Source organism: Streptomyces montanisoli, assembly GCF_017813245.1.
Lineage (GTDB): Bacteria > Actinomycetota > Actinomycetes > Streptomycetales > Streptomycetaceae > Streptomyces > Streptomyces montanisoli.
Window position 1 is genome coordinate 58,724 of sequence record NZ_JAGIQL010000008.1, and the last position, 25,601, is coordinate 84,324.

Below are 25,601 nucleotides of genomic sequence, written 5' to 3' on the forward strand. Positions count from 1 at the left end.
TGTGGATGACTTTGAGAACGTATCTCCGGAAGATCCGCGACTGGGACTGACTCCTGATCTCGCCAGGCGGCTCAGAAAATGGGACGCAGAGTACCAAGGGACCTATCGTGAGGACGATCCGGGATCATCCGGTTTTCCGTCCCCTGAGGTGGACGAGGAGTTCTGGCGCGTTGGGGAGGGGCTGGTACGAAGGATGGCGCAGGAATTGGGTCCGGGCTGGCGGGTGACGTACCGCGATCATCGCTTCAAGGAAGGTGACAGGGAAATCCCCTGCATGCCAGAGCAGTAGCCTCCGCTGTCTGACGACAGGCCACCGGCCCACCGCTGGCGGCCTGCGACCAGCAAGGTCACGATCTACATCATCTCGACCCTGGTCAGGGCTGCGTGACGGGACATCTGATCCGCCGGCGAATTCACCGGCGCGGACAGCCGCGCAGGCGATCGACAGGGCGGATGCCGGGCCGGTGTCCTCTCCGCACTCGGCCCCGCCAGGCGTGGCCGTCGCTCGGCGCATGGATGAGCGTGCACGGGGGGTCCGCCAGTTCAGCGTGGCGCAGGCGATCTCCACGTCCGGGCCGGCCGGGCCGCATGGAGTCCACCTCACCGCGCCAGCTCGGCGCCCAGCGCGATGAGGAACTCGTCCGCGTCGACGCCCCCGGCGCCCGTGAGCGAGATCCCGCCGAGCGTCGCCAGCATCCGGGCAGGCCGGCGGACTCGCCCGTGTACTCAGCGGCGACGGCCGCTCAGGGCCACACCAAGCAGTACGGCTGGTGTCCCGCCTCGTGGAGGCGGTGCGAGAAGTCCTGCCACTCGTGGAGCAGTTGGTAGACGTCGAACGCGTCGCGCGGGCCGCCCCTGTCCGGGACCGTGGACCAGATGAAGGCCGCCGCGCCCACCGACTCCTCGCCGACGCCGCGCAGCGGGTCGACCGCCGTCATGGGGAGCTTCACCACCGCGTAGTCCGGGTGCAGCACGACGAGTTCGAGCGGGGGGACGCGGTACAGGGGCATGCCCTGTATGCCCGTCAGGACCATCGCGGCTATGGTCTCCGGCTTGATCTTGGTGAACATGCCGCCCATGCCGAGCTCGTCGCCGCCGAGTTCCTCGGGGCGCATGGAGATCGGGACGCGGGCGGCCGTCGCGCCGTCGGGCGCGCCGAAGTACTTGTACGTCACCCCCACTCGGCCACCGCTCCTGCTCGCCGGCTGCGGCTGGGCAGGGGCCTGCCGCTCGCGTTCGTGCTGGTCGTGGTGGTGATCATTGCGCCGGTGCTTTCCCCGCCGGGCAGGCTCGGGGCCCAGGCCGTCGGTCCCCTCGCCCAGTCCGCCACCGCGATGCATATCTCCACCCGACCACTCGCAGCTCCGGCCGCGCAACCCGATCATCGTGACAGTGACCTCCCCCGTCGGCGCTCCGTGAAACACCTGTCCGCAAGAACATCCGGGCCTCTGACACCATGGATTACGTGAGCTTCCCCTTTGATACCGATGCACCAGTTTCGCAGACACTCTTCGCCCGTGCGGCCCGAGTGACCCCGGGCGGCGTCAACTCGCCCGTGCGCGCCTTCGGGGCCGTCGGCGGTACGCCGCGCTTCATGGCGTCCGGCCGCGGGCCCTACCTCACCGACGCCGACGGACGTGAGTACGTCGACCTCGTGTGTTCGTGGGGTCCGATGATCCTCGGGCACGCGCGTCCCGAGGTCGTCGAGGCCGTGCAGGCGGCGGTGGCGCGTGGCACGTCGTTCGGGGCGCCGACCGAGGGCGAGGTCGCGCTCGCCGAGGAGATGGTGGCCCGCGTCGCACCGCTCGACGAGGTGCGCCTCGTGTCCTCCGGTACGGAGGCCACGATGTCCGCGATCCGCCTCGCGCGCGGGTACACGGGGCGCGCGAAGGTCGTGAAGTTCGCCGGCTGCTACCACGGTCATGTGGACGCGCTGCTCGCGTCCGCCGGTTCCGGGCTCGCCACGTTCGCGCTGCCCGACACGCCCGGCGTCACCGGCGCCCAGGCCGGCGAGACGATCGTCCTGCCCTACAACGACCTCGGCGCCGTGCGCGACGCGTTCGCCGCGCACCCCGGCGAGATCGCCTGCGTGATCACGGAGGCGTCGCCGGGCAACATGGGCGTCGTGCCGCCGCTCGACGGGTTCAACGCGGGGTTGCGCGAGCTGTGCCACGCGAACGGCGCGCTGTACGTCTCCGACGAGGTGATGACGGGGTTCCGCACGTCGAAGGCCGGCTGGTTCGGCGTCGACGGCGTCGAGCCCGACCTGATGACGTTCGGCAAGGTGATGGGCGGCGGGTTCCCCGCCGCGGCCTTCGGCGGCCGCGCGGAGATCATGAGCCGGCTTGCCCCGGCGGGCCCCGTCTACCAGGCCGGCACGCTGTCCGGGAACCCGGTCGCGACGGCCGCGGGCCTCGCGCAGCTGCGGCTGCTGGACGACGCGGCCTACGCGAAGCTCGACGCGGTCTCGCGCGAGGTGCGCGGCCTGGTGTCCGAGGCGCTGGACAAGGAGGGTGTGGCGCACCGGGTGCAGACGGCGTCCAACATGTTCTCCGTCTTCTTCACGGACTCCGAGGTGCGCGACTTCGACGACGCCAAGGGCCAGGACGCGTTCCGCTTCACGGCGTTCTTCCACTCGATGCTGGCGCACGGCGTGTACCTGCCGCCTTCGGCGTTCGAGGTGTGGTTCCTGTCGACCGCGCACGACGAGCGCGCGGTGGAGCGGATCGCCGCCGCGCTCCCCGCGGCCGCGCGCGCCGCCGCGCAGGCCACCCCCGCCGGCTGAGACGGGATCCGGCCGGCTCGACGGACCCCACCCGTCGCGGGGCTCGTAGCGCCGAAAAGCGCCCGGGACCCGCGGGCGCCGGGCCGTACGAGGCCGAGCCCGGGCCGGGCCGTAGGCTCACCGGGGCCGGAGCGGGCTCCGTGGCGCGCGTGCGCCCGAGTGTATGAGCGTGCGAGCGCCTCGTGCGAGCGCACGAGCGCACGCGCGCCGAAGGAAGCGTGAGGAAGAGCGATGAGCGAGACCGACGAGCTGACCGTCGTCCATGTGATGCGCCACGGAGAGGTGCACAACCCCGACGGCGTCCTGTACGGCCGCCGTCCCGGCTACCACCTCTCCGACCTCGGCAGGCGGATGGCCGACCGGGTCGCGGAGCACCTGGCGGGCCGCGACGTCGCGTACGTCGTCGCCTCGCCGCTCGAACGCGCGCAGGAGACCGCCGCGCCGATCGCCGGGGCGCACGACCTGGCGGTGGAGACGGACGGCCGGCTGATCGAGGCGGCGAACATCTTCGAGGGCAGGACGTTCGGGGTCGGGGACGGCGCGCTGCGCAGGCCGGCGAACTGGAAGTACCTGAGCAACCCGTTCCGGCCGTCGTGGGGCGAGCCGTACGTCGACCAGGTCGTGCGGATGACGGGCGCGCTGGCCGCGGCGCGCGATCACGCAAGGGGCCGCGAGGCGGTGTGCGTGAGCCACCAGCTGCCGATCTGGATCCTGCGCAGCTTCGTGGAGCGGCGCAGGCTCTGGCACGACCCGCGGCGCAGGCAGTGCACGCTGGCCTCGCTGACGACCTTCACCTACCGTGGCGACCGGATCGTCTCGGTGGCCTACACGGAGCCGGCGCGCGATCTCGTCCCGGCGCACCTGCTGTCGGGCGCCAAACCCCAGCAGGGCGGCGGCAAGGCGTTCGGAGCATAGAGAACCACCCCGCCGGAGCAGTGGTACAAAGCGCAGGGCAACCCCGGGTTCGTATCGAATCAGTAAAGATATGATTATCCGGAGAACCGCCGCGTTTGGTGCGTTATCTCACGGTTGGTCGCTTGTAATAAATGTGATGAACCGACAAGTGCCTGACCCGTGCTTGCCGGTCGAGAGCGACCGATCGGACAGCGACCGAACACGGATGGGGACGGTATGCGCAGCATCAGCCGTAGAGATCTGCTCGGAGCGGGAGCCGGCGCCGCGGCGGCCGTCGGCCTCGCCGCCTGCGGCGCCGAGAAGGGCCACGGGCACAAGGCGTCCGCCGAGGCGACCGGCAAGGGCGCCGTGGGCAAGGGCAACGCGGCGGGCCCGCCGCAGCGCCCCATGAAGCTCATCGGGGACGGTTCCACCGCCTACACGGGCAAGCAGCCCAACCAGCCGGCCGCGCCGGTGCGCCTGGAGCCGGGTCAGACGCCCCCGCAGTTCGTCATCTTCTCCTGGGACGGCGCCGGCGAGGTCGGCACCGGCCTCTTCAACCGCTTCCTCGACCTGGCCAAGCAGCACGACGCGGGGATGACGTTCTTCCTCTCCGGGCTCTACCTGCTGCCCGAGTCGAAGAAGGACCTGTACCACCCGCCCAACAACCCGGTCGGCGCCTCCGCCATCGGCTACCTCAGCGACGAGCACATCAAGGAGACGCTCGCCTGCGTACGCCGCGCGTGGAACGAGGGCCACGAGATCGGCACCCACTACAACGGCCACTTCTGCTCCGGCAGCGGCTCCGTGGGCAACTGGACCTCCGACGACTGGCGCAGCGAGATCGACCAGGCCGTGGACTTCGTCACCAAGTGGCGCACCAACTGCGGCACACCTGACGCCGACCCGCTGCCGTTCGACTACCGCAAGGAGCTGGTCGGCAGCCGCACGCCCTGCCTGCTCGGCCAGAAGCAGCTGCTGCCGACCGCGGCCGCGCTCGGCTGGCGCTACGACGCCTCGTCGCCCGGCGGCCTGCAGACCTGGCCGACCAAGAAGATGGGCGTGTGGGACTTCCCCCTCCAGGGCATCCCCTTCCCCGGCCACACCTTCGAGGTGCTGTCGATGGACTACAACATCCTCGCCAACCAGTCGAAGAACACCACCCACGGCATGACCTCCAAGTACGCGGGCTGGCGGCAGCAGGCCACCGAGTCGTACATGGCCGGCTTCAAGCGCGCGTACGAGACGAACCGCGCACCGTTCTTCATCGGCAACCACATGGAGACCTGGAACGGCGGCATCTACATGGACGCCGTCGAGGACGCGCTGAAGCAGATCGCGGGGGGCGGCCACAAGGACGTGCGGCTCGTCTCGTTCCGCCAGTTCGCCGACTGGCTGGACGTGCAGGACCCCGCCATCCTCGGCAAGCTCCAGTCGCTCAACGTCGGCGAGCAGCCCGTCGGAGGCTGGAACACCTACCTCAAGGCGGCGTAGCGGGCCCCGGGCCGCGGTCGGCGGACCGCGGCCCGTCCGCGCTCACAGGCGCGGCCCGCCCGCGCTCACAAGCACCGTTCATCCCGTCCTTACAAGGGGCCCTTGGGGCGGCCCGGACAGGGAGGGGGGTGGGCAAGAGGGCCCGAATCGCCCATGCGAAACTTTTCACATGAACTTCGGTCGCGCCCCCCGACGCAGCACGCGCAGCCGCTCCCGCCGGGCGGCGCGCGCCGCCGTCCTGCCGGTCGCCGTGGTCGCCGCGGCCCTCGCGCTCGGCGCGTGCGGCAGCGGCAAGTCAGGCGGAGGCGGCAACACCAACTTCGTCGCGAGCAACGAGGACGGCATCGACACCGTCCCCAAGGCCGACCGCAAGCCCGTCGGCACCATCGAGGGCAAGACCCTCGACGGCAAGACGCTGAACGTCGCCTCGCTCAAGGGCAAGGTCGTCGTCATCAACGTGTGGGGCTCCTGGTGCTCGCCGTGCCGCGCCGAGGCGCCGAACCTCGCGAAGGTGGCGAACGAGACCAAGTCCAAGGGCGTCCAATTCGTCGGCATCGACACCCGTGACACCGACAAGGGCAACGGCGTCGCCTTCGAGAAGAGCTTCCACATGCCGTACCCGAGCCTGTACGACCCCTCGGGCCGGCTGCTGCTCTCCGGCTTCCCCAAGGGGACGCTCAACCCGCAGGGCGTCCCGTCGACGGTCGTGCTCGACCGCGACGGGAAGATCGCGGCACGCAAGCTCGGCGGCCTCGACGTGTCCGGGCTGCGGAAGATGCTCGACCCGCTGATCGCGGAGAAGTGATCCCGTGCACGACGTACAGGTGCTCGCGGTAGCGGGGCAGAACCACACGGTCATGAGCGGCGCGCTGCTCATCGCGCTGCCGATCGCCGTCGTCGGCGGGCTCGTGTCGTTCTTCTCACCGTGCGTCCTGCCGCTCGTGCCCGGCTACCTCAGCTACGTGACGGGCGTCACGGGCACGGACCTGGGCCAGGCGCGGCGCGGCCGGATGGTGACGGGCGCGAGCCTGTTCGTACTGGGCTTCACCGCCGTCTTCGTCTCGGGCGGTGCGCTGTTCGGCTTCGTCGGCGCGAACCTCCAGGAGTACCGGTCGGGCCTGTCGCGGATCCTCGGCGTGGTGATGATCCTCATGGGGATCTTCTTCGCCGGGATGATGCCGTGGATCACCCAGCGCGAGTTCCGCCTCCACAAGCGGCCCGTGTCGGGTCTGACCGGGGCGCCACTGCTGGGCGCGCTCTTCGGCGTCGGCTGGACACCGTGCCTCGGGCCGACGTTCTCCGCCGTGAACACGCTCGCCATCAACGAGGCGAGCGCCGGGCGCGGTGCGGTGCTCGCCGTCGCGTACTGTCTGGGGCTCGGGGTGCCCTTCGTCCTGGCGGCGGTCGCGTTCCGCAAGGCCCTCGGCGCGTTCGGCTGGGTCAAGCGGCACTACGCGTGGGTCATGCGGATCGGCGGAGCCATGATGGTCGCCACCGGCCTGCTGCTCGTGACCGGCGCGTGGGACAGCCTCCTGCAACAGACGCAGTCGTGGTCAAGCGGCTTCACGGTGGGGATCTAGCACCATGAGCAACACAGACACGCACGCCGGCGAGGACCTCGCCGGCGACACCACCCCCACGGACGACGTGGCCGACGAGCGCGAGCTCGGCGCCGCGGGGTCCCAGCTCTCCACGGCGCCCCGCGAGGAGCCGCTCGCCGCGGGCCCGAGACTCGGGCCGATCGGCTGGGCCCGCTGGTTCTGGCGGCAGCTCACGTCCATGCGGATAGCGCTGCTGCTGCTCCTGCTGCTGTCGCTCGCCGCGATCCCCGGGTCCCTGATCCCGCAGACGAGCGCGAGCTCGAACAAGGTCGACACCTTCCTCACGCAGCACACGACGCTCGGGCCGATCTACGACAAGCTCCAGCTGTTCCACGTCTACAGCTCGGTGTGGTTCTCCGCGATCTACATCCTGCTGTTCATCTCGCTGATCGGCTGCATCATCCCGCGCAGCTGGCAGTTCGTGGGTCAGCTGCGCGGCAGGCCGCCCGGCGCGCCGTCCCGCCTCACCAGGCTCCCCGCGTACACCACCTGGCGCACCGACACGGAGCCCGAGGAGGTGCGGAAGGCCGCGCTCACGCTCCTCAAGCGGCGCCGTTTCCGCGCGCACGTCGTCGGGGACGCCGTCGCAGCGGAGAAGGGCTACCTGCGCGAGAGCGGCAACCTGATCTTCCACGTCGCGCTGATCGTGATGCTCGTCTCGTTCGCCTCCGGATCGCTGTTCAAGTCCGAGGGCGGCAAGCTGATCATGGAGGGGGACACGGACGGGTTCTCCAACACGCTCAGCCAGTACGACGACTTCACCTCGGGGTCGCTGTTCGACACGTCGAACCTGCCCCCGTTCTCGTTCTCCCTCGACCACTTCGTCGGCACGTACGAGCGCAGCGGCCCCGAGGTCGGCACCGCGCGCAAGTTCCAGGCGGACATCCACTACTCGGCGGGTCCTGGCGACAGCGAGCACAAGGGCGTCATCAAGGAGAACCACCCCCTGCAGATCGAGGGGTCGAAGGTCTTCCTGATCTCCCACGGCTACGCGCCGTCCGTCACGGTCAAGGACGGCAAGGGCAAGGTCGTCTTCCACGGCAACACGCCGCTGCTGCCCTTCGACAAGAACCTCTCGTCCAGTGGCGCCATCAAGGTGATGGACGGCTACCACGACAAGAACGGCAAGAAGGACCAGCTGGGCTTCGCCGCCCTGTTCGTGCCGACGTTCGGCGGCAAGGGGCAGATGCTCTCGCAGTTCCCCGCCCCCGACTTCCCGGTGCTCAACATCGGCGCCTACCACGGCGACCTCGGCGTCGACTCCGGCGTCCCGCAGAACGTCTACCAGCTGGACACCAAGAGCCTGACCCCGTTCAAGGACTCCAAGGGCGACATCCTCAAGAAGAGCCTGCTGCCCGGCGAGACCATGAAGCTGCCGAACGGCGCCGGCTCCATCACGTTCGACAAGGGCCCGATCAAGCAGTGGGCCAGCTTCCAGATCACCCACCAGCCGGGCGAGGGCTGGGCACTCGGCGGCGCCGTCGCCGCCATCCTCGGCCTCGCCGGCTCCCTGTTCATCCAGCGGCGCCGCATCTGGGTCAGGGCCACCAAGGGCCCCGACGGTGTGACCGTGCTGGAGATGGCGGGACTCGGCCGCAGCGAGTCCGCGAAACTCCCCGAGGAGCTTGGCGACCTGGCCGTCACGCTCATTCCCGAGGCGCCCCCCGCGCCCGAACCGGACGCGCCCGGCGTGCCCGAAGCGGACGCGACCGCGCCCGGACCTGACGCCGACGACGCGGGGGAAGCCACCGCCGCCACCGGTGCCGCACCAGCCGACCACGCCGAAGGGGCCGAGAAGTGATCCTCGCCGCCGCAACCAACGAGAACCTGGCTCATACCAGCAACGTGCTGATCTACTCGGCCATGGCCGTGTACATGCTCGCTTTCTTCGCCCACATCTTCGAGTGGACCTTCGGCAGCCGCTCCAAGGTCGCCCGCACGGCGGCGGCGCTGACGTCCGGTGGCGCGTCCGAGGACGCGGCCGCGGAGGCCACCGCCACGGTCACCGTCAAGGTGGCCGCCAAGGGCGGCGGCACGACCGTGCTCGAACGCCCGAAGGTCGTCACCAGGTCCGCGTCGGGCTCGCGCAACGTGCCCGACGGCCCGGGGGCCGACGGCGGCGACGCGCAGGGCGACATGTGGGGCCGCATCGCGCTCGCGCTGACCGGCCTCGCGTTCCTCATCGCGGCGTGCGGCGTCGTGGCCCGCGCCCTGTCGGTGCAGCGCGCGCCGTGGGGCAACATGTACGAGTTCAGCATCACCTTCTCGACGGTCGCGGTCGGCGTGTACCTGGCCCTGCTGGCCTCGCGGAAGCTGAACATCCGCTGGCTCGGCCTGCCGCTCGTGACGACCGTGCTGCTGACGCTCGGCCTCGCCGTCTCCGTCCTGTACACGGCGAGCGACCAGCTGGTGCCGGCGCTCCACTCGTACTGGCTGTGGATCCACGTCTCCTGCGCGATCTTCTGCGGCGCCGTCTTCTACGTCGGTGCCGTCGCCACGCTGCTGTACCTCTTCCGCGACCGGTACGAGACGAAGCTCATCGCCGGCGAGAAGGTCAGCGCGTTCGCCACGTCCGTCCTTGAGCGGCTGCCCGCGGCGGCCACCCTCGACAAGCTGGCCTACCGCGTCAACGCCGCCGTCTTCCCGCTGTGGACGTTCACGATCATCGCGGGCGCCATCTGGGCCGGCAGCGCGTGGGGCCACTACTGGGAGTGGGACCCGAAGGAGACCTGGTCGTTCATCACGTGGGTCGCGTACGCCTGCTACCTGCACGCGCGCGCCACGGCCGGCTGGAAGGGCCGCAAGGCCGCGACGCTCGCGCTGGTCGCCTTCGCGTGCTTCCTGTTCAACTACTACGGCGTCAACATCTTCGTGACCGGCAAGCACTCCTACGCGGGGGTGTGAGCCGAGCACCACTGACGTGCCGAAGGGTGCGGCCCCCGACCAGCGGGGCCGCACCCTTCGTACGTCTCAGCGGCGGCGGCGCCTGCCGTGCTCCTGCCGCGGCACCTTCTGGTCGGCGCCCGGCAGCGTCGGCGCGGGCAGCGTCGCCACCTCGTGCTCGGCCTCGGCCAGCTGCTCGGCCGTGTCGTCGGGGAGCCTCGGCGGACGCGCCGCCGGGCCGCTGAACCCGAAGGCGGACGTCAGGTCGCCGAACGTGCGGCGGCGCCACTCGCTGATGTTGGGCTCGCGCACCCCCGTGACGCGTTCGAGGAACCGCAGCACCGACGTGTGGTCGAAGGCGTCGCCCGCCGCCCAGCCGCCCACCGTCCACGGCGAGATGATGACGCACGGCACGCGGAAGCCGCCGCCGATGGGCAGCCCGTCGATGAACTCGTCGGCGGTGCCCGCCCTGGGCGTCGGCGGGACGACGTGGTCGAACAGGCCGTCGTTCTCGTCGTAGTCGAGGATGAACGCGGTCTTGCGCCACACCTCAGGGTTGGAGGCGACCGCCTCGATCTTCGACGCGACGAAGTCGGCGCCGGCCGCGGGCAGGTAGTCGGGGTGCTCCGACTGGGTGCTCGTGGGGATGATCCAGGACACGGCCGGCAGGCGGTTCGCGCGCGCGTCCCGCTCGAACGCGTCCGCGGGGCCGGGGCGCACGCCCTTCTCGTACAGCGGGTCGCCCGGCTTCGCGTTCCTGAAGTTCGCGAAGTTCTCCAGCATGTTGCAGCCGTAGTCGTCGTCCTCCTGGTACACCTTCCAGGACACGCCCGCGGCTTCGAGGCGCTCGGCGTAGGTGGTCCAGGTGTAGCCGGCGTCGGGGGCGATGTTGCTGATGATCGGGCCGCCGTGGGTGCCGTTCGGGTCGACCGTGCCGGTCATCCAGTACATCCGGTTCGGCCAGGTGGGGCCCATGATCGAGCAGTAGTAGTTGTCGCAGACGGTGAACGCCTCGGCCAGCGCGAACTGGAACGGGATGTCGTCGCGCGTGTAGTAGCCCATCACGTAGGGGGCGTTCCTGCCGTCGGCGGCGCGGTGCGCGGGCAGCCAGTTGTCCATCCGGCCGCCGTTCCAGGCGCTGTGCTGCACGGCCCAGGCGTGGCTCGTGGAGGGGATGGCCTGGGCGCTTGTGGTGTGGGTGTCGAGGTGGAACGGCAGCAGGTAGCCGTCCGGGTTCTCGGGGTCGGGCTGGTGGAACACGGACCTGCCGCCCGGCAGGCGCGCGGCGTGCGGGTCGGCGAAGCCGCGCACGCCGCGCAGCGTGCCGAAGTAGTGGTCGAACGACCTGTTCTCCTGCATGAGGCAGACGACGTGCTCGATGTCGTCGAGCGAACCGCCTTTCGGGGGCCCCGCGGCCACCGCCTCCTGGACGGAGGGCGGCAGCAGGCTGAGCGCGGCGCCACCGGCGACGGCGCCCGCGGCGGAGCCCATGAGTCTGCGACGGGTCATTCCGGGCATGGGGAACCCACTTCCGTTGAGTCGTGAGCGAACGGACAGACCGCGCACGACTCTCTCGCTAACGGGCGTTGATGCGGGGGAAGTTGGGGGAATTCGTGATCAAGCAACGGCAAAATCGCGGGACGGACGGGGCGGCGCCTTAAGTTTTCCGGGGCGGGTACGCCACCGTCGTCACTCCCGCCGCACCGGCACCACCCCGCCCGGTGACGGGAGGGACCGCGCGGTTGCCCGATACTGGAGGGCATGGCTTACGACGATCTTCGCTCGCTGCTCAGGGCGCTGGAGCGCGAGGGCGACCTCAAGCGCGTGAAGGCAGAGGTCGACCCGTACCTGGAGGTCGGCGAGATCACCGACCGGGTCAACAAGGCCGGCGGACCCGCGCTGCTCTTCGAGAACGTGCGCGGCTCCGTCATGCCGCTGGCGATGAACGTGTACGGCACCGACCGGCGGCTGCTCAAGGCGCTCGGCCTCACCTCGTACGCGGAGATCAGCGAGAAGATCGGCGGCCTGCTCAAGCCCGAGCTGCCGCACGGGTTCGTCGGGGTGCGCGACGCGTTCGGCAAGCTGGGCTCGATGGTGCACGTGCCGCCGAAGAAGGTGAAGGAGGCACCCGTCCAGGAGGTCGTGCGCACCGGCGACGACGTCGACCTCGACGAGCTGCCCGCGCTGTTCACCTGGCCCGAGGACGGCGGCTCCTTCTTCAACCTGGGCCTCACCCACACGAAGGACCCCGAGACGGGCGTCCGCAACCTCGGCCTGTACCGCCTCCAGCGCCACGACCGCCGCACGATCGGCATGCACTGGCAGATCCACAAGGACAGCCGCAACCACTACGCGGTGGCCGCGCGGCGCGGCGAACGCCTCCCGGTCGCCATCGCGTTCGGCTGCCCCCCGGCCGTGACGTACGCCTCGACGGCGCCGCTGCCCGGCGACATCGACGAGTACCTGTTCGCCGGGTTCGTGCAGGGCAGGCGGATCGAGATGGTGGACTGCAAGACGGTCCCGCTCCAGGTGCCGGCCGCGGCCGAGGTCGTCCTCGAAGGGTGGCTCGAGCCGGGCAGGGCCCTGCCCGAGGGCCCGTTCGGCGACCACACCGGCTTCTACACGCCGCAGGAGGACTTCCCGGCGCTGACGATCGACTGCGTGACCATGCGCAGGCGGCCGCTGCTCCAGTCGATCGTGGTGGGGCGGCCGCCGACGGAGGACGGCCCGCTCGGGCGCGCGACCGAGCGGTTCTTCCTGCCCCTGCTCAAGATCATCGTGCCGGACATCGTCGACTACCACCTGCCGGAGGCGGGCGGCTTCCACAACTGCGCGATCGTGTCGATCGACAAGAAGTACCCGAAGCACGCGCAGAAGGTGATGCACGCCGTCTGGGGCGCGCACATGATGTCGCTGACCAAGCTGATCGTCGTCGTGGACTCCGACTGTGACGTGCACGACCTGCACGAGGTGGCGTGGCGCGCGCTCGGGAACACCGACTACGCGCGCGACCTGACGGTGGCCGAGGGGCCCGTCGACCACCTGGACCACGCCTCGTACCAGCAGTTCTGGGGCGGCAAGGCGGGCATCGACGCGACGAGGAAGCTGCCGGAGGAGGGGTACACGCGCGACGGCGGCTGGCCGCATATGGTCGTACCGGACGGGGAGACGGCGGCGCTGGTCGACCGCCGGTGGAAGGAGTACGGCCTGTGAGTACGACGGCGGACGAGGCACTCGGCAGCCCGGGACCGGCCGAGCACGGCAGCAAGGTGAGGGCCTTCCTGCGGCTCGTCATGATCGAGCACTCGGTGTTCGCGCTGCCGTTCGCGTACATCGCCGCGCTGACGGCGATGGAGCGCCTCGACGGCTCCGTGCACTGGTGGCGGCTGCTGCTCGTCACGGTCGCCATGGTCGGCATGCGGACGTTCGCCATGGCGTGCAACCGGATCATCGACCGCGAGATCGACGCGCGCAATCCGCGCACGGCCACGCGCGAGCTGGTGACGGGCGCGGTGTCGGTGCGCTCCGCGTGGACGGGCGCGATCATCGCCCTGCTGGTGTTCCTCGCCGCGGCGGCGCTGCTCAACCCGCTCTGCCTGGCGCTCGCGTTGCCGGCCGCCGTGCCGATGGTGCTCTACCCGTACGGGAAGCGGTTCACGTCGTTCCCGCACGCGATCCTCGGCGTCGCGCAGGCGATCGGCCCGATCGGCGCGTGGATCGCGGTCACCGGCTCGTGGTCGTGGGACGCGGTGATCCTGGGCGTCGCGGTGGGCGTGTGGATCGGCGGCTTCGACCTGATCTTCGCCTGCCAGGACGTCCGCGCGGACCGCGCGCACGGCGTGAAGTCCGTGCCCGCCCGCTTCGGCATCCCGGCCGCGCTGCACGGCGCGCGCGCCGCGCACGTCGTCACCACGGGCCTGCTGGCCTGGTACGGCGTGGCGATCGGCGCGGGCGCGTTCTACTGGGTCGGCCTCGTGGTCGTCGCGGCGGCGTTCGTCTACGAGCACACGATCGTCCGCCCCCACGACCTGTCCCGCCTGAACAGGGCGTTCTTCCAGGTCAACGGCTTCATCGGCATCGCGCTCTTCGTCTTCGCGCTGCTGGACCTGATCGTCAGGGGCCTGCGGGGATGACCGAGCCGGGACGTCTGCGCTCGCGGCTCGCCCAGTACGAAGACGCCCTTCCCGGCCACCGGGTCGAGCTCGTCGAGGCGAGCATCGTGGCGCACCGTGTCCGTCCACACCACAACGCGACGATCCGGGGTGTGTGGAACGCCCTGAGGGCACAGCTGTCGGGAGACTGGGGCTTCACCTCGGACGTGGCCTTCGTCTTCGACGGGGAGACCGAGCTGTGCCCCGACCTCGCGGTCATCCCGGACGCCGCCGTGGCCGAGAACCGCAGCGCCTACGACCCGGACCTCATCGAACTCGTCGTCGAGGTCGTGTCGCCGGGCAGCGTGCGGCGGGACTACGAGATCAAGCCGCGCCTGTACGCGGCCCGCGGCATCGCCAACTACCTGGTCTTCGACCCTTACCAGGCGCGCTGCGTGACGTTCTGGCACCCGACTGCCGACGGGTACCAGGGCCGGGACACGATCCCCTACGGCAAGGACGTCACCCTGGACAGCGGACTCGGCGCCCTCACGATCGACACGTCCGAGCTGCCTCGCGACGCGGTGGCGCCGACAGACTGAGGATGAGCGAGCCGCCCGCCGCCTCGTCGGGGCCGGGCAACGCCCACAACGGCGCGCCCCGCGCGATGTGCCGGAAACGTCCGGCACCCGCCCCCGGTTCCTGCGCCGGGCGGCCGGATAGGCTCACGTCCGTGAGTTCGCCAGGGCAGCACGCACCGCAGCTCCGCCGGCCCTGGGTCGTCGGGGTGTCAGGCGCGTCCGGCACGCCGTACACCGCCGCCGTGCTGCGCGGGCTGCTCGACGCGGGCGAGAGCGTCGACCTCGTCGTCAGCAGGGCCGCCCGCCTCACGCTCCTCGACGAGACCGGCATCTCCTTCCGCGACGCCCACTGGCGCGACGACCTCGCCGCCTGGCTCGCGCGGGGCGCCGACGGCACGCCGGACGCGTTCGGCGCCCCCGACCTGTCCGGCGTGCGGCACTGGGCGGCGGGCGACCTCGCCGCGGGACCGTCGTCCGGCTCCTACCGCGCCAAGGGCATGCTGATCGTGCCCGCGTCGACGGCCGCGGCCGCCGGCGTGGCGCTCGGGCTGTCCAAGGACCTGCTCCAGCGGGCGGCGAGCGTGACGCTCAAGGAGCGGCGGCCGCTCGTCGTCGCCGTGCGCGAGACGCCGCTGACCGGGCAGACGCTGCGTCACCTCGTCGCGCTCGACGGCCTCGGGGCCGTCGTACTGCCCGTGTCGCCGGGCTTCTACGCGGGCGCCACGCACATCCAGGACCTGGTCAACTTCGTCGCGGGCCGCGCGCTCGACGCGATCGGCGTGGAGCACGGCCTGTACCGCAGGTGGGAGGGGGAGCTGGGCGGCGGCTCCCGGCCCCCAGGAACGGGATCGTAGGGCTGTCGGCCGTTCGGCCTTCGCTCTGCCTTGTAAACTTGCCGAATCGCTGAATGATGGAAGGCATCATCCATATGGACGCCGTGGACACGCAGCTCATCCAGGCACTCAGGGAGAACGGCAGAGCCTCGTACGCCGAGCTCGGCAGGCTCGTCGGGCTCTCGGGGCCCAGCGTCACCGACCGGATCAACCGCCTGGAGTCCGCGGGCGTCATCACCGGCTACCGCGCCACCGTGGACTCCGCCTCGCTCGGCCTCGGCGTGGTCGCCCTCATCGGCATCTCGCTGTCGGACGCCGCGGACCACGAGGACGTCGCGCACCGGCTGCGCGACCTGGGCGAGATCGAGGACTGCTGGTTCATCGCGGGCGACGACTCGTTCATGCTCAAGGTCCGCGCCTCCGACGTGGACAGCCTGGAGCGCACCATCCGCCGCCTGAGCGGCACGGTGGGCGTGTCGAGGACGCGGACGACCGTCGTCCTGTCCACCAAGTGGGAGAACAGGGTCGGCCGTATCCCCGAGGACGACTGACCGACCGGCCGACCGACCGGTGGCCTCCTCGCCGCACGACCCCGCGACGGGGGGTCGCGAGGAGTGTCAGTACGGGGGCGTAACCTCAAAAAGGCCCACGAACGGGCCGAACGATCAGCCACAAGGGAGGCGTCTCTATGGACGCGGGGCTCAAGCGTGAGCTGGAGCAGAAGGTCCGAGACGGCGAGCGGCTGTCCCGCGAGGACGGCGTCGCGCTGTACGAGTCGGACGACCTCGCCTGGCTCGGCGGCCTCGCCCACGAGGTGCGCACGCGCAAGGCGGGTGACGCGGTGTACTTCAACGTCAACCGCCACCTGAACATGACGAACGTGTGCACGGCGTCGTGCGCGTACTGCTCGTTCCAGCGCAAGCCGGGCGAGAAGGACGCGTACACGATGCGCATCGAGGAGGCCGTGCGCCTGGCCAAGGCCATGGAGGGCGACAACCTCACCGAGCTGCACATCGTCAACGGCCTGCACCCGTCGCTGCCGTGGCGCTACTACCCGCGCTCCCTGAAGGCGCTGAAGGAAGCGCTGCCCCAGGTGTCCCTGAAGGCGTTCACCGCCACGGAGATCCACCACTTCGAGACGATCTCCGGCATGTCGGCCTCCGAGATCCTCGACGAGCTGATCGACGCCGGCCTCGAGTCGCTGACCGGCGGCGGCGCCGAGATCTTCGACTGGGAGGTCAGGCAGCACATCGTGGACCACCGCACCCACTGGGAGGACTGGTCCCGCATCCACCGCCTCGCGCACGAGAAGGGCCTCAAGACCCCGTGCACGATGCTGTACGGGCACATCGAGGAGCCCAGGCACCGGGTGGACCACGTGCTGCGCCTGCGCGAACTGCAGGACGAGACGGGCGGGTTCCAGGTCTTCATCCCGCTGCGCTACCAGCACGACTTCGTGGACATGAAGGACGGCAAGGTGCGCAACCGCCTCCAGGCGCGCACCACGATGGCGACGGGCGCGGAGGCGCTGAAGACGTTCGCGGTGTCGCGGCTGCTGTTCGACAACGTCCCGCACGTCAAGGTGTTCTGGGTCATGCACGGCCTGCAGACGACCCAGCTCGCGCTGCAGCACGGCGCGGACGACATGGACGGCTCGGTCGTCGAGTACAAGATCACGCACGACGCGGACAACTACGGCACGCCGAACAAGATGTCCCGCGAGGATCTGCTCGACCTGATCCGCGACGCGGGCTTCCGCCCCGTCGAGCGCAACACCCGGTACGAGACGGTGCGCGAGTACCCCGGCGCCGACGCGGACCGCCGCGAGTCGCCGCAGCCGATGCGGGTCTGACGCGGGTCTGACGCGGGTCTGACGCGGGTCTGACGAGTACAAGTGCGAGTGCGAGGCATGACGGTATGACGCTGACGTTCACGCTCGACCCGAGCTTCGAGGGGGAGCACGGCCGCGCCCTGCGCGACGGCCTGCTCGCCCTCTGGGCCGACGTGTCGAACGCGGGCGGCGCGGTCGGCTTCGTACCGCCGGTCACGCCCGAGGACATCCGGCCCGAGCTGGTCAAGCACCTGGCCGCGATGGCCGAGGGCCGCACGCGCCTGCTGGTGGGCCACGACGAGAGCGGCGCGGTAGCCGCCGGCGCGTTCCTCACGGCCAACACCCACCGGCTGATGCGCCACTGGATCTGGGCGTACACGGTGATGGTGCACCCCAGGCACCAGGGCAAGGGGCACGGCAGGGCGCTGATGGCCGCGGCGGCCGACGCGGCCCGCGGCTTCGACGGCATCGAGGCGATACGGCTGACGTGCCGCGGCGGCACGGGCGCCGACCGCTTCTACGAGGCCTGCGGCTACAAGGAGGTCGGGCGGGTGCCCGGCGCCATCCGGGTGGCCGACGGCGACGACAGGGACGACGTCTTCATGCTGCTCCCGCTGGGAGCGGCCTGAGTCCCTCGTGTTTCACTGGAAGCACCAGCCCGGAAGAGAGAAGGCACGCAGTGATCCGGCAGCCAGGAGTGACAGCCCGCTACACGATGGCGCGTATCGCCATCTTCCTCGGATGCATGGTCGTGATCGCGGCCCTGGTCAGGGTCGGTCTGCTGCCTCGGGGCATCGGAGGCTCGAACCCCATCTGGGTGGTGCTGCTCGCGCTCGTGGTGTCCGCGCCCATCAGCTTCGTCGTGCTGCGCAAGCAGCGTGACGAGATGTCGTTCAAGCTGTCGGGCCGGCTGGATCGGACCCGCGCGAAGGTGGGCGCCAAGATCGAGGCGAACCGCGCGCAGGAGGACGGGGAGTAGAACCCCGCCGGAGCGCCGCCGTGTGATCCGTCCCACAGGTACTGCCGCCTCCGTTTCCCCAACTGCTGTGGGGAGCGGGGGCGTTGTCATGCCCTGCGCCAACTTGGCTGAAAGAATGGCTTTGAGTATCTCAAAGCCACCGTGTTAACTGGCGGGCATGAAGAGATCCGTGCGCCTTGAACATGACATGAGCATCCCGCTCGTGTCGCGTCGGCATGTCGATCTCTGCCGCTGCATGTCCGCGGTCTGTTGCCGTTCGGTCTGAACCACCGTCCGGCCCCGCGCCCGCACAGCGGCTCCCTCCGCGCCCCCTCCCGCCAACGCCATCGGCCCGTCACCTCACGGGCCCCGGCCTCGCGGGTCCGAGCGCGCTCCCTTGTGCGTGGCTGCCGGCCCCACCCTTCCCATCCACGCCACGTCAGGAGTGCGTTCGTGTCCGCGAACACCACCGCCGGTTCCGCCGGCCCCGCAGGACCCCGGAGCCGGTCCATACCCAAGGTCCCGTTCTGGGCGCAGATCGTCGCGGGTCTCGTCCTCGGGGCCCTGCTCGGCTGGCTCGCCCGCAGCCAGGACATCAGCTGGCTCACCACCACGCTCGACAAGGTCGGCAGCCTCTTCGTGCAGCTGCTGAAGCTTGCCGTCGGGCCGCTCGTCTTCTTCGCGATCCTGGTGTCGATCACCAACCTCCGCAAGGTCAACAACGCGGCCAGGCTCGCCACCCGCACCCTGCTCTGGTTCATGGCCATGTCCTTGATCGCCGTGGCCATCGGCCTCGCGATCGGCCTGATCACCAACCCCGGCGCGGGCACCGACCTCACGCCGAAGGACGGCAAGCTGCCGGAGCACTCCGGCTCCTGGATCGACTTCCTGACCGGCATCATCCCCACGGACGTCATCACGCCGTTCAGCGAACTCAACGTCCTGCAGATCGTGTTCATGGCGGCCGTCGCCGGCATCGCCGTCCTGAAGCTCGGCGAGCGCGCCAAGCCGGTCCTCACCCTCAGCGAGACCGTGCTCGAACTGCTGCAGAAGGCGCTGTGGTGGGTCATCAGGCTCGCCCCGCTCGGCACCGTCGGGCTGATCGGCTACGCCATCTCCGACTACGGCTGGAACCTCATCGGCAAGTACGCCACGTTCACCGCGGACGTCTACGTGGGCTGCGCGCTGGTGCTCTTCGGCGTCTACCCGCTGCTGCTCGCCACGGTCGCCAAGGTCAACCCGCTCCAGTTCTTCAAGGGCGCCTGGCCGGCCATCCAGCTCGCGTTCGTCTCCCGCTCGTCCGTGGGCACCATGCCCGTGACGCAGAGGTCGGCCGAGCGTCTCGGCGTGCCCAAGACGTACACGTCGTTCGCCGTGCCGTTCGGCTCGACGACGAAGATGGACGGCTGCGCCTCGATCTACCCGGCGATCGCGGCGATCTTCGTGGCGCAGATCTTCAACGTGCACCTCGGCGTGCAGGACTACATCCTCATCGCGTTCGTCTCCGTCATCGGCTCCGCCGCGACGGCCGGGCTCACCGGCGCGACGGTCATGCTGACGCTCACCCTGTCGACGCTCGGACTGCCCCTTGAGGGCGTCGGGCTGCTGCTGGCGATCGACCCGATCCTGGACATGATGCGCACGGCCACCAACGTGGCCGGGCAGATCGTCGCCCCGATCATCGTCGCCTCCCGCGAGAACATCCTGGACCGCGAGGCGTTCGACGCGGCGACGGCGTCGCCGATCGACGAGGCCGACGAGGTGAGCCGCGAGAAGGAGCTCCAGGTCGCGGCCTGACACTCAGGGCACCCGGCCACGCCTCCGTACCTCGGCCCACACCTTCGCGGGCCTCTCCCTCCCGAGCGGGAAGGGGAGGCCCGCGGCGGTTTTCGGCCACCCGCGCGGGCGGTCCGTCCCGTTCCGGTCGGCGGCCGGTGCGGACCCCCGGTGCGGGCGCCCAGATCGGGCGCCTCGTTCCGATGTGGGCGGACCCGGTGCCGGGGACCGGCGGCTTCCGCATAATGGCCACGGGCCGAGCGGATCGGCCCCTGAGCGTCCCTCAGGGACGCCGTACTCCCAGGAGCCGCCCGTGTCCACCGCCGCATACGGGGCGCAAGCGCCTGCGCCGTCGCCCGCCGTGCCCGCGCCCCAGGTCGTCACGCTCGACGGGGTCGTCAGGGAGGTCACGGCGCCGCCGCTCGCCGCGCCCGTGCGCGGCGGCTCGCTCGCCGACATCCCCTACGAGAACGCCCGCCAGGCGCCGGGCGCCGTCGTCATCAGCCGCAAGCTGCCCGACGGCGGCTGGGGCGACGTGACCGCCGCCGCGTTCGCCGAGGACGTCGGCGCCGTCGCGCGCGGCTTCGTCGCCGAGGGGCTGCTGCCCGGCGACCGGATCGCGATCATGGCCCGTACGACCTACGAGTGGACGCTGCTCGACTTCGCGGCCTGGGCCGCCGGCCTGGTGCCCGTGCCCGTCTACCCGACGTCGTCCGCGTACCAGACGCGCTGGATCCTCCAGGACTCCGGCGCCGTCGCCTGCGTCGTCGAGGACGCCGAGCAAGCCTCCCTCGTACGGCAGGAGCGCATGCGGATCTCGCACCTCGCCCACGTGTGGGAGCTGGCGGCCGGCGGCATCGACCGGCTGCGCGAGGCCGGCGCGGGCGTCGGCCCCGACGTGCTCGCCGAGCGCCGCGCCGCGCTGTCCCCCGACAGCCTCGCCACCCTCTGCTACACCTCGGGCACCACCGGGCGCCCCAAGGGCTGCGCCCTCACCCACGGCAACTTCTTCGCCGAGGTCGACAACGCCGTCGAGCTGCTGTACCCGGTCTTCACGTCCGTCAGCAAGGCCCCGCCGTCGATCCTGCTGTTCCTGCCGCTGAGCCACATATTCGGCCGGATGGTCGCCGTCGCGTGCCTGCGGGCGCGCGTGCGCCTCGGCCACGCGCCGTCCGTCGAGACCAGTGCGCTGCTCGGCGACCTCGCGGGGTTCCGGCCCACGTTCCTGCTGGCCATCCCCTACGTGCTGGAGAAGGTCTACAACACGGCGCGCGCCAGGGCCGAGCGCATGGGCCGCGCCTCGTCCTTCGACCGGGCCGCGCGCATCGCCCGCCGCTACGGCGAGGCGCTGGAGGCGGCCGAGCACGGCACGGGCCCGGGCCCTTCCGCCGCGCTGCGGGCGGCGAGGGCGCTCTACGACCCGCTCGTGTACCGCCGCATACGCGCGGCGCTCGGCGGCCGGGTGAGGCACGCGATCTGCGGCGGCTCGCCCCTCGGCCGCAGGCTCGCCTCGTTCTACGCGGGCGTCGGCATCGAGGTCTTCGAGGGCTACGGCCTCACCGAGACCACGGCGGCCGCCACCTGCACGCCGCCGCGCCGGCCGCGTATGGGCACCGTCGGCCTGCCCATGCCGGGCACGGCGGTCCGTGTCGCCGACGACGGGGAGGTGCTGCTGCGCGGCGGGCACGTCTTCACCGGCTACTGGGACATGGAGCGCTCGGAGCCCGTCCCCGCGACGGGGAACGGCGGCTGGTTCGCGACGGGCGACCTGGGCGAGCTGGACGACGACGGCTACCTGACGATCACCGGCCGCAAGAAGGACGTGATCATCACGACGGGCGGCAAGACCGTCGCGCCCGCGCCGCTGGAGGACTGGCTGCGCGCGCACCCGCTGATCAGCCAGTGCCTGGTCACCGGCGACAACCGCCCGTACGTCACGGCGCTGATCACCCTCGACCCCGATGGCCTCTCGCACTGGCGTGCCATGCGCGCGAAGCAGGCGGAAACCGCACAAGGGGAGGCCGAGGACGACGTCCTGCGCGGCGTCCTGCAGCGCGCGGTGGACGAGGCGAACCGGCTGGTCTCCCGGGCGGAGTCGATCCGCCGCTTCCTGGTCCTGGACAACGACTTCACCGAGGCCAACGGCTACCTGACGCCGTCGCTCAAGCTGCGCCGCGCCGAGATAACGAAGGACTACGCGGAGTCGATAGCGAAGCTGTACGAGCACTAACCCCGGAACCCGGGCCCAGGGCAAAAGGCAGGGGCCCCGTCCCACCGCTTTCACGCGGCGGGGTGGGGCCCCTTGGTACTGCTTAAGTCGTGCGCGATCGCCGACCCGGGCAACTAGGCCGGGGTGACGTTCTCCGCCTGCGGGCCCTTCGGACCCTGGGTGACGTCGAAGTTCACGACCTGGTTCTCCTCGAGGGAGCGGAACCCGGACGCGTTGATCGCGGAGTAGTGGACGAAGACATCCGGGCCGCCGCCGTCCTGGGCGATGAAGCCGAAGCCCTTTTCAGCGTTGAACCACTTGACGGTTCCGGTAGCCATAAGCCCTCCTTGGGCCAAAGGGTTGCCCTGCTCCAGAACCTGCGATGAAGTCTGAAAACTACAAAAGCCTGCGGGGTCACATGCTCCGCAGGCTCTGTACTGCAAGGGAAACCAAACTGCAACTTGCGGCGAGCCTAGCACGGGCCGTCCGCGTGGCGGTAGAGGCAAAGATCATCCGTTCGCGGAGGTCACCCGGACGCCTGACACCGCCACGACCTGCTGACGGGTGTCAGACCCCCGCCCCACCCCGGCCGCTCGCCGGGCACGGCCAGGACGGCGCCGACACCAGGGCGGACACCGGGGCGGGCACCGGAACGCCGGCCCGGTCCGGAAGCGTGACCTCGGCGTCACCGACGTTCGCGATCCGGGGGTGACGGCTCCGGCGCGACGGCCCGTGCCCGGCGCCACGGACGCCGCTCCCCGCGTCGTGGCCGCCGGGACTCCGGGTTTAGCCTCACGATGTGGACACTCCAGAAGAAATCACGCCGGCCCAGGATTCCGCTTCGGCAGCCGGGGCCGGCCACCGCCGAATCCGGCCGCGCGTCGGCCACATCCAGTTCCTCAACTGCCTGCCCCTGTACTGGGGGCTCGCGCGGACCGGGACCCTGCTCGATCTGGAGCTCACGAAGGACACCCCGGACAAGCTGAACGACCAGCTCGTCCGCGGCGAGCTGGACATCGCCCCGATCAGCCTCCTCGAATTCCTCCGCAACGCCGACGAACTCGTCGCGTTCCCCGACGTGGCCGTCGGCTGCGACGGTGACGTCATGTCGTGCGTGATCGTCTCGCAGGTGCCGCTCGACCGGCTCGACGGCGAGCGCGTCGCCCTCGGCTCCACCTCCCGCACGTCGGTGCGCCTCGCCGAGCTGCTGCTCTCCGAGGCGCACGGCGTGCACCCCGAGTACTTCCGGTGCGCGCCCGACCTGGGCCTGATGATGCAGGAGGCGCCCGCGGGCGTCCTGATCGGCGACGCCGCCCTGCGCGCCTCGCTGCACGACGCGCCCCGCCTCGGGCTCCAGGTCCACGACCTGGGGGCGATGTGGAAGGAGTGGACGGGCCTCCCGTTCGTCTTCGCCGTGTGGGCGGCCCGCAAGGAGTACCTGGCGCGCGAGCCGGAGACCGTGCACCAGGTGCACAAGGCGTTCCTGGCCTCCCGCGACCTCTCCCTCGAAGAGGTCACCAAGGTCGCCGAGCAGGCGGCGCGCTGGGAGTCGTTCGACGCCCCGCTGCTCGAGGAGTACTTCACGACGCTGGACTTCCGCTTCGGGCCGCGCCAGATGGAGGGCGTCAGGGAGTTCGCCCGGCGCACCGGCCCCACGAGCGGGTTCCCCGCCGACGTGGACGTGCGGATCCTCGGCCACTGAGCGTGCGGCGGGCGCCGCGTCCTTCGGCAGGACTCGCCTCCCGCGGTAAGACTCGCCTCCCGTGGTCGCCCCCTGCGGGCCACCGCGGGAGGCGTAGGCTGAAGCGGTTGTCTCACCCCGTATGGAAGGACCCGTTCCGGTGACCGAGAAGGCCGACCGTCCGTCCGTTGACATCGCCGGGACCCTGGACCGCGCCGCCGCCGGGGGCCGCATCACGCCGGAGGAGGCCGTCGTCCTCTACCGCGACGCGCCCCTGCACGCGCTGGGCGCCGCGGCCGACGCCGTGCGCCGCCGCCGGTACGCGGGCACCGAGCACATCGCCACGTACATCATCGAGCGCAACATCAACTACACCAACGTGTGCGTGACGGCGTGCAAGTTCTGCGCCTTCTACGCGGCCCCCAAGGACACGGACAAGGGCTGGAGCCGCGACCTCGACGACATCCTGCGCCGCTGCGCGGAGACCGTCGAACTGGGCGGCACCCAGATCATGTTCCAGGGCGGCCACCACCCCGACTACGGCGTCGAGTACTACGAAGAGGCGTTCGCCGCCATCAAGAAGGAGTTCCCGCAGCTGGTCATCCACTCCCTCGGCGCGTCCGAGGTCGAGCACATGGCCAGGATCTCCGGCGTCTGTGCCGAGGAGGCCATCCGCCGCATCCACGCCGCCGGCCTCGACTCGTTCGCAGGCGCGGGCGCCGAGCTCCTGCCGGAGCGGCCGCGCAAGGCGATCGCCCCGCTGAAGGAGTCGGGCGAGCGCTGGCTGGAGATCATGGAGACGGCCCACCGCCTCGGCGTCGAGTCGACGTCGACCATGCTGATGGGCACGGGCGAGACCAACGCCGAGCGGATCGAGCACCTGCGGATGATCCGCGACGTGCAGGACCGCACGGGCGGCTTCCGCGCCTTCATCCCGTACACCTACCAGCCGGAGAACAACCACCTGAAGGGCCAGACGCAGGCCACCCTCTTCGAGTACCTGCGGATGATCGCCATCGCGCGCCTCTTCCTCGACAACGTCGCCCACATCCAGGGCTCCTGGCTGACGACGGGCAAGGAGGTCGGCCAGCTCTCCCTGCACTACGGCGCCGACGACCTGGGCTCGATCATGCTGGAGGAGAACGTCGTCTCCTCGGCCGGCGCGAAGCACCGCTCCAACCGCATGGAGATCATCGACCTGATCCGCAAGGCGGGCCGCGTGCCGGCGCAGCGGGCCACCACCTACGAGCACCTCGTCGTCCACGACGACCCGGCGAACGACCCGGTCGACGACCGCGTCGTCTCGCACATCTCCTCCACGGCGATCGCGGGCGGCACGGCGCACCCGGAGCTCAAGCTCCTCGACGCCCACTGAGGAGGCGGGGACCGGCCGGGGACGGGGACGGGCTTGTCGGGGAGTGGGGACGGCGGTGCTGACGATCCACCACCCGGGCGGCGGGCTGCGTACCGGACCTGACGGGCCCGTCACCCACGGCCTCGCGGTCGTGGCCGACGGCGGACAGCTCGCGGCCCTTGGCCCGTACGAGGAAATCTCCCGGACGTACGGGGCGCTCGGCGCGCGCGTGCGTGCCTGGGACGGCGTTCTCGAGCCCGGACGGTACGCGGCCGACGGCGCCGCCCTGCTGGAGACGGTCTACTGGCCCGACCCGCGCGAGGCGGACGCCCTCGGCACCGAACCCCTGCCCGTCACGTCCGTCCCCATGACGGACGCACGCTGGGGCGCCAGCGCGCGCCGGGGCGTGCGGCGGCTGCTCGCGCGCGGGGTCACGGCGATCGCCGGCCCCTTCTCGCGCCCGCAGGTCGCGGCGGCGGTCTCCCGGGCCGGCCTGCGGGACCGCCCCGCCGACGTGGTGGCGGGCGGCCACGCCGACTTCGCGGTGTTCGACGCCGACGGCGACTGCGTCGTGACGGTGCTCGCGGGCCGCCTCGTCCACCGGCGCGCCTGAGCGGGGCGCGGCCGGGG

Annotated in this window: 24 protein-coding genes; 21 read left to right on the forward strand and 3 right to left on the reverse strand. The window is 70.9% G+C overall.

The genetic code is table 11. From position 1 onward, the window contains the following. Position 1: 1 nt before the first annotated feature. Positions 2–289, forward strand: a complete 288-nt coding sequence (locus tag JFN87_RS04045; RefSeq protein ID WP_209338454.1) for an immunity protein CdiI family protein — start codon at positions 2–4, stop codon at positions 287–289. Between the two features lie 454 nt (positions 290–743). Here JFN87_RS04045 and JFN87_RS04050 read toward each other — a convergent pair whose 3' ends face one another. Then, positions 744–1,340 (reverse strand): hypothetical protein, encoded by a 597-nt coding sequence (locus tag JFN87_RS04050; protein ID WP_209338455.1) that lies wholly within the window; start codon positions 1,338–1,340, stop codon positions 744–746. A gap of 116 nt (positions 1,341–1,456) precedes the next feature. On the opposite strand from JFN87_RS04050, the gene hemL reads away from it, so the two are divergent. The 7 genes from hemL to ccsB all read left to right on the forward strand — a co-directional run bounded on the left by hemL (position 1,457) and on the right by ccsB (position 9,678). Then, positions 1,457–2,785, forward strand: a complete 1,329-nt coding sequence (gene hemL / locus JFN87_RS04055; protein ID WP_209338456.1) for a glutamate-1-semialdehyde 2,1-aminomutase — start codon at positions 1,457–1,459, stop codon at positions 2,783–2,785. A gap of 231 nt (positions 2,786–3,016) precedes the next feature. Continuing rightward, positions 3,017–3,700: a histidine phosphatase family protein gene (locus JFN87_RS04060; RefSeq protein WP_209338457.1), complete on the forward strand. Its 684-nt coding sequence runs from the start codon at positions 3,017–3,019 to the stop codon at positions 3,698–3,700. Between the two features lie 216 nt (positions 3,701–3,916). Further along, a complete protein-coding gene (locus JFN87_RS04065; protein ID WP_209338458.1) occupies positions 3,917–5,173 on the forward strand; it encodes a polysaccharide deacetylase family protein in 1,257 nt (418 codons plus the stop codon). A 169-nt stretch (positions 5,174–5,342) separates the two neighbouring features. After that, complete coding sequence (locus JFN87_RS04070) at positions 5,343–5,978, forward strand: TlpA family protein disulfide reductase (protein WP_209338459.1); 636 nt, start codon at positions 5,343–5,345, stop codon at positions 5,976–5,978. 52 nt (positions 5,979–6,030) lie between these two features. After that, a complete protein-coding gene (locus JFN87_RS04075; protein WP_209338479.1) occupies positions 6,031–6,753 on the forward strand; it encodes a cytochrome c biogenesis CcdA family protein in 723 nt (240 codons plus the stop codon). Positions 6,754–6,757: 4 nt separating this feature from the next. Then, the gene (resB, locus tag JFN87_RS04080) at positions 6,758–8,575 is read left to right on the forward strand and encodes a cytochrome c biogenesis protein ResB (RefSeq protein WP_209338460.1); all 1,818 of its coding nucleotides are present in this window, start codon (positions 6,758–6,760) and stop codon (positions 8,573–8,575) included. Next, on the forward strand, positions 8,572–9,678 hold the full coding sequence (ccsB, locus tag JFN87_RS04085) for a c-type cytochrome biogenesis protein CcsB (RefSeq protein ID WP_209338461.1): 1,107 nt from the start codon (positions 8,572–8,574) through the stop codon (positions 9,676–9,678). Before resB ends, ccsB begins: the two co-directional genes overlap by 4 nt. A 66-nt stretch (positions 9,679–9,744) precedes the next feature. Here ccsB and JFN87_RS04090 read toward each other — a convergent pair whose 3' ends face one another. After that, positions 9,745–11,175, reverse strand: a complete 1,431-nt coding sequence (locus JFN87_RS04090; RefSeq protein ID WP_209338462.1) for an alkaline phosphatase family protein — start codon at positions 11,173–11,175, stop codon at positions 9,745–9,747. Between the two features lie 243 nt (positions 11,176–11,418). Here JFN87_RS04090 and JFN87_RS04095 point away from each other — a divergent pair, with 243 nt between their 5' ends. The 10 genes from JFN87_RS04095 to JFN87_RS04140 all read left to right on the forward strand — a co-directional run bounded on the left by JFN87_RS04095 (position 11,419) and on the right by JFN87_RS04140 (position 21,957). Then, on the forward strand, positions 11,419–12,870 hold the full coding sequence (locus JFN87_RS04095; protein WP_209338463.1) for a menaquinone biosynthesis decarboxylase: 1,452 nt from the start codon (positions 11,419–11,421) through the stop codon (positions 12,868–12,870). Next, on the forward strand, positions 12,867–13,790 hold the full coding sequence (gene mqnP / locus JFN87_RS04100; protein WP_209338464.1) for a menaquinone biosynthesis prenyltransferase MqnP: 924 nt from the start codon (positions 12,867–12,869) through the stop codon (positions 13,788–13,790). The genes JFN87_RS04095 and mqnP overlap by 4 nt, the downstream gene beginning before the upstream one ends. Beyond that, a complete protein-coding gene (locus JFN87_RS04105) occupies positions 13,787–14,350 on the forward strand; it encodes a Uma2 family endonuclease (protein WP_209338465.1) in 564 nt (187 codons plus the stop codon). Before mqnP ends, JFN87_RS04105 begins: the two co-directional genes overlap by 4 nt. A gap of 131 nt (positions 14,351–14,481) precedes the next feature. After that, positions 14,482–15,183 carry a UbiX family flavin prenyltransferase gene (locus JFN87_RS04110; RefSeq protein WP_307865290.1) on the forward strand — a complete coding sequence of 234 codons (702 nt, stop codon included), beginning with the start codon at positions 14,482–14,484 and terminating at the stop codon, positions 15,181–15,183. A gap of 74 nt (positions 15,184–15,257) precedes the next feature. Beyond that, on the forward strand, positions 15,258–15,713 hold the full coding sequence (locus tag JFN87_RS04115; RefSeq protein ID WP_209338481.1) for an Lrp/AsnC family transcriptional regulator: 456 nt from the start codon (positions 15,258–15,260) through the stop codon (positions 15,711–15,713). Positions 15,714–15,850: 137 nt separating this feature from the next. Further along, positions 15,851–17,014, forward strand: a complete 1,164-nt coding sequence (mqnE, locus tag JFN87_RS04120; protein ID WP_209338466.1) for an aminofutalosine synthase MqnE — start codon at positions 15,851–15,853, stop codon at positions 17,012–17,014. Between the two features lie 65 nt (positions 17,015–17,079). Further along, complete coding sequence (locus JFN87_RS04125) at positions 17,080–17,622, forward strand: GNAT family N-acetyltransferase (RefSeq protein WP_209338467.1); 543 nt, start codon at positions 17,080–17,082, stop codon at positions 17,620–17,622. A 50-nt stretch (positions 17,623–17,672) separates the two neighbouring features. Next, positions 17,673–17,972 (forward strand): DUF4229 domain-containing protein, encoded by a 300-nt coding sequence (locus JFN87_RS04130; protein WP_307865291.1) that lies wholly within the window; start codon positions 17,673–17,675, stop codon positions 17,970–17,972. A 432-nt stretch (positions 17,973–18,404) separates the two neighbouring features. After that, positions 18,405–19,748, forward strand: coding sequence for a dicarboxylate/amino acid:cation symporter (locus JFN87_RS04135; RefSeq protein WP_209338468.1), 1,344 nt, complete (start codon positions 18,405–18,407; stop codon positions 19,746–19,748). Between the two features lie 292 nt (positions 19,749–20,040). Further along, positions 20,041–21,957, forward strand: coding sequence for an AMP-dependent synthetase/ligase (locus JFN87_RS04140; RefSeq protein WP_209338469.1), 1,917 nt, complete (start codon positions 20,041–20,043; stop codon positions 21,955–21,957). 113 nt (positions 21,958–22,070) lie between these two features. Here JFN87_RS04140 and JFN87_RS04145 read toward each other — a convergent pair whose 3' ends face one another. Beyond that, positions 22,071–22,274, reverse strand: coding sequence for a cold-shock protein (locus tag JFN87_RS04145; RefSeq protein WP_003967102.1), 204 nt, complete (start codon positions 22,272–22,274; stop codon positions 22,071–22,073). A 479-nt stretch (positions 22,275–22,753) separates the two neighbouring features. Here JFN87_RS04145 and JFN87_RS04150 point away from each other — a divergent pair, with 479 nt between their 5' ends. The 3 genes from JFN87_RS04150 (at position 22,754) to JFN87_RS04160 (ending at position 25,584) form a co-directional block, all read left to right on the forward strand. Beyond that, entirely contained in the window at positions 22,754–23,638 is an 885-nt protein-coding gene (locus tag JFN87_RS04150; RefSeq protein ID WP_209338483.1) for a menaquinone biosynthetic enzyme MqnA/MqnD family protein, read from the forward strand. Positions 23,639–23,777: 139 nt separating this feature from the next. Beyond that, the gene (gene mqnC, locus JFN87_RS04155) at positions 23,778–24,992 is read left to right on the forward strand and encodes a cyclic dehypoxanthinyl futalosine synthase (RefSeq protein WP_209338470.1); all 1,215 of its coding nucleotides are present in this window, start codon (positions 23,778–23,780) and stop codon (positions 24,990–24,992) included. A 55-nt stretch (positions 24,993–25,047) separates the two neighbouring features. After that, complete coding sequence (locus JFN87_RS04160) at positions 25,048–25,584, forward strand: hypothetical protein (protein ID WP_372449173.1); 537 nt, start codon at positions 25,048–25,050, stop codon at positions 25,582–25,584. Positions 25,585–25,601: the final 17 nt, after the last annotated feature.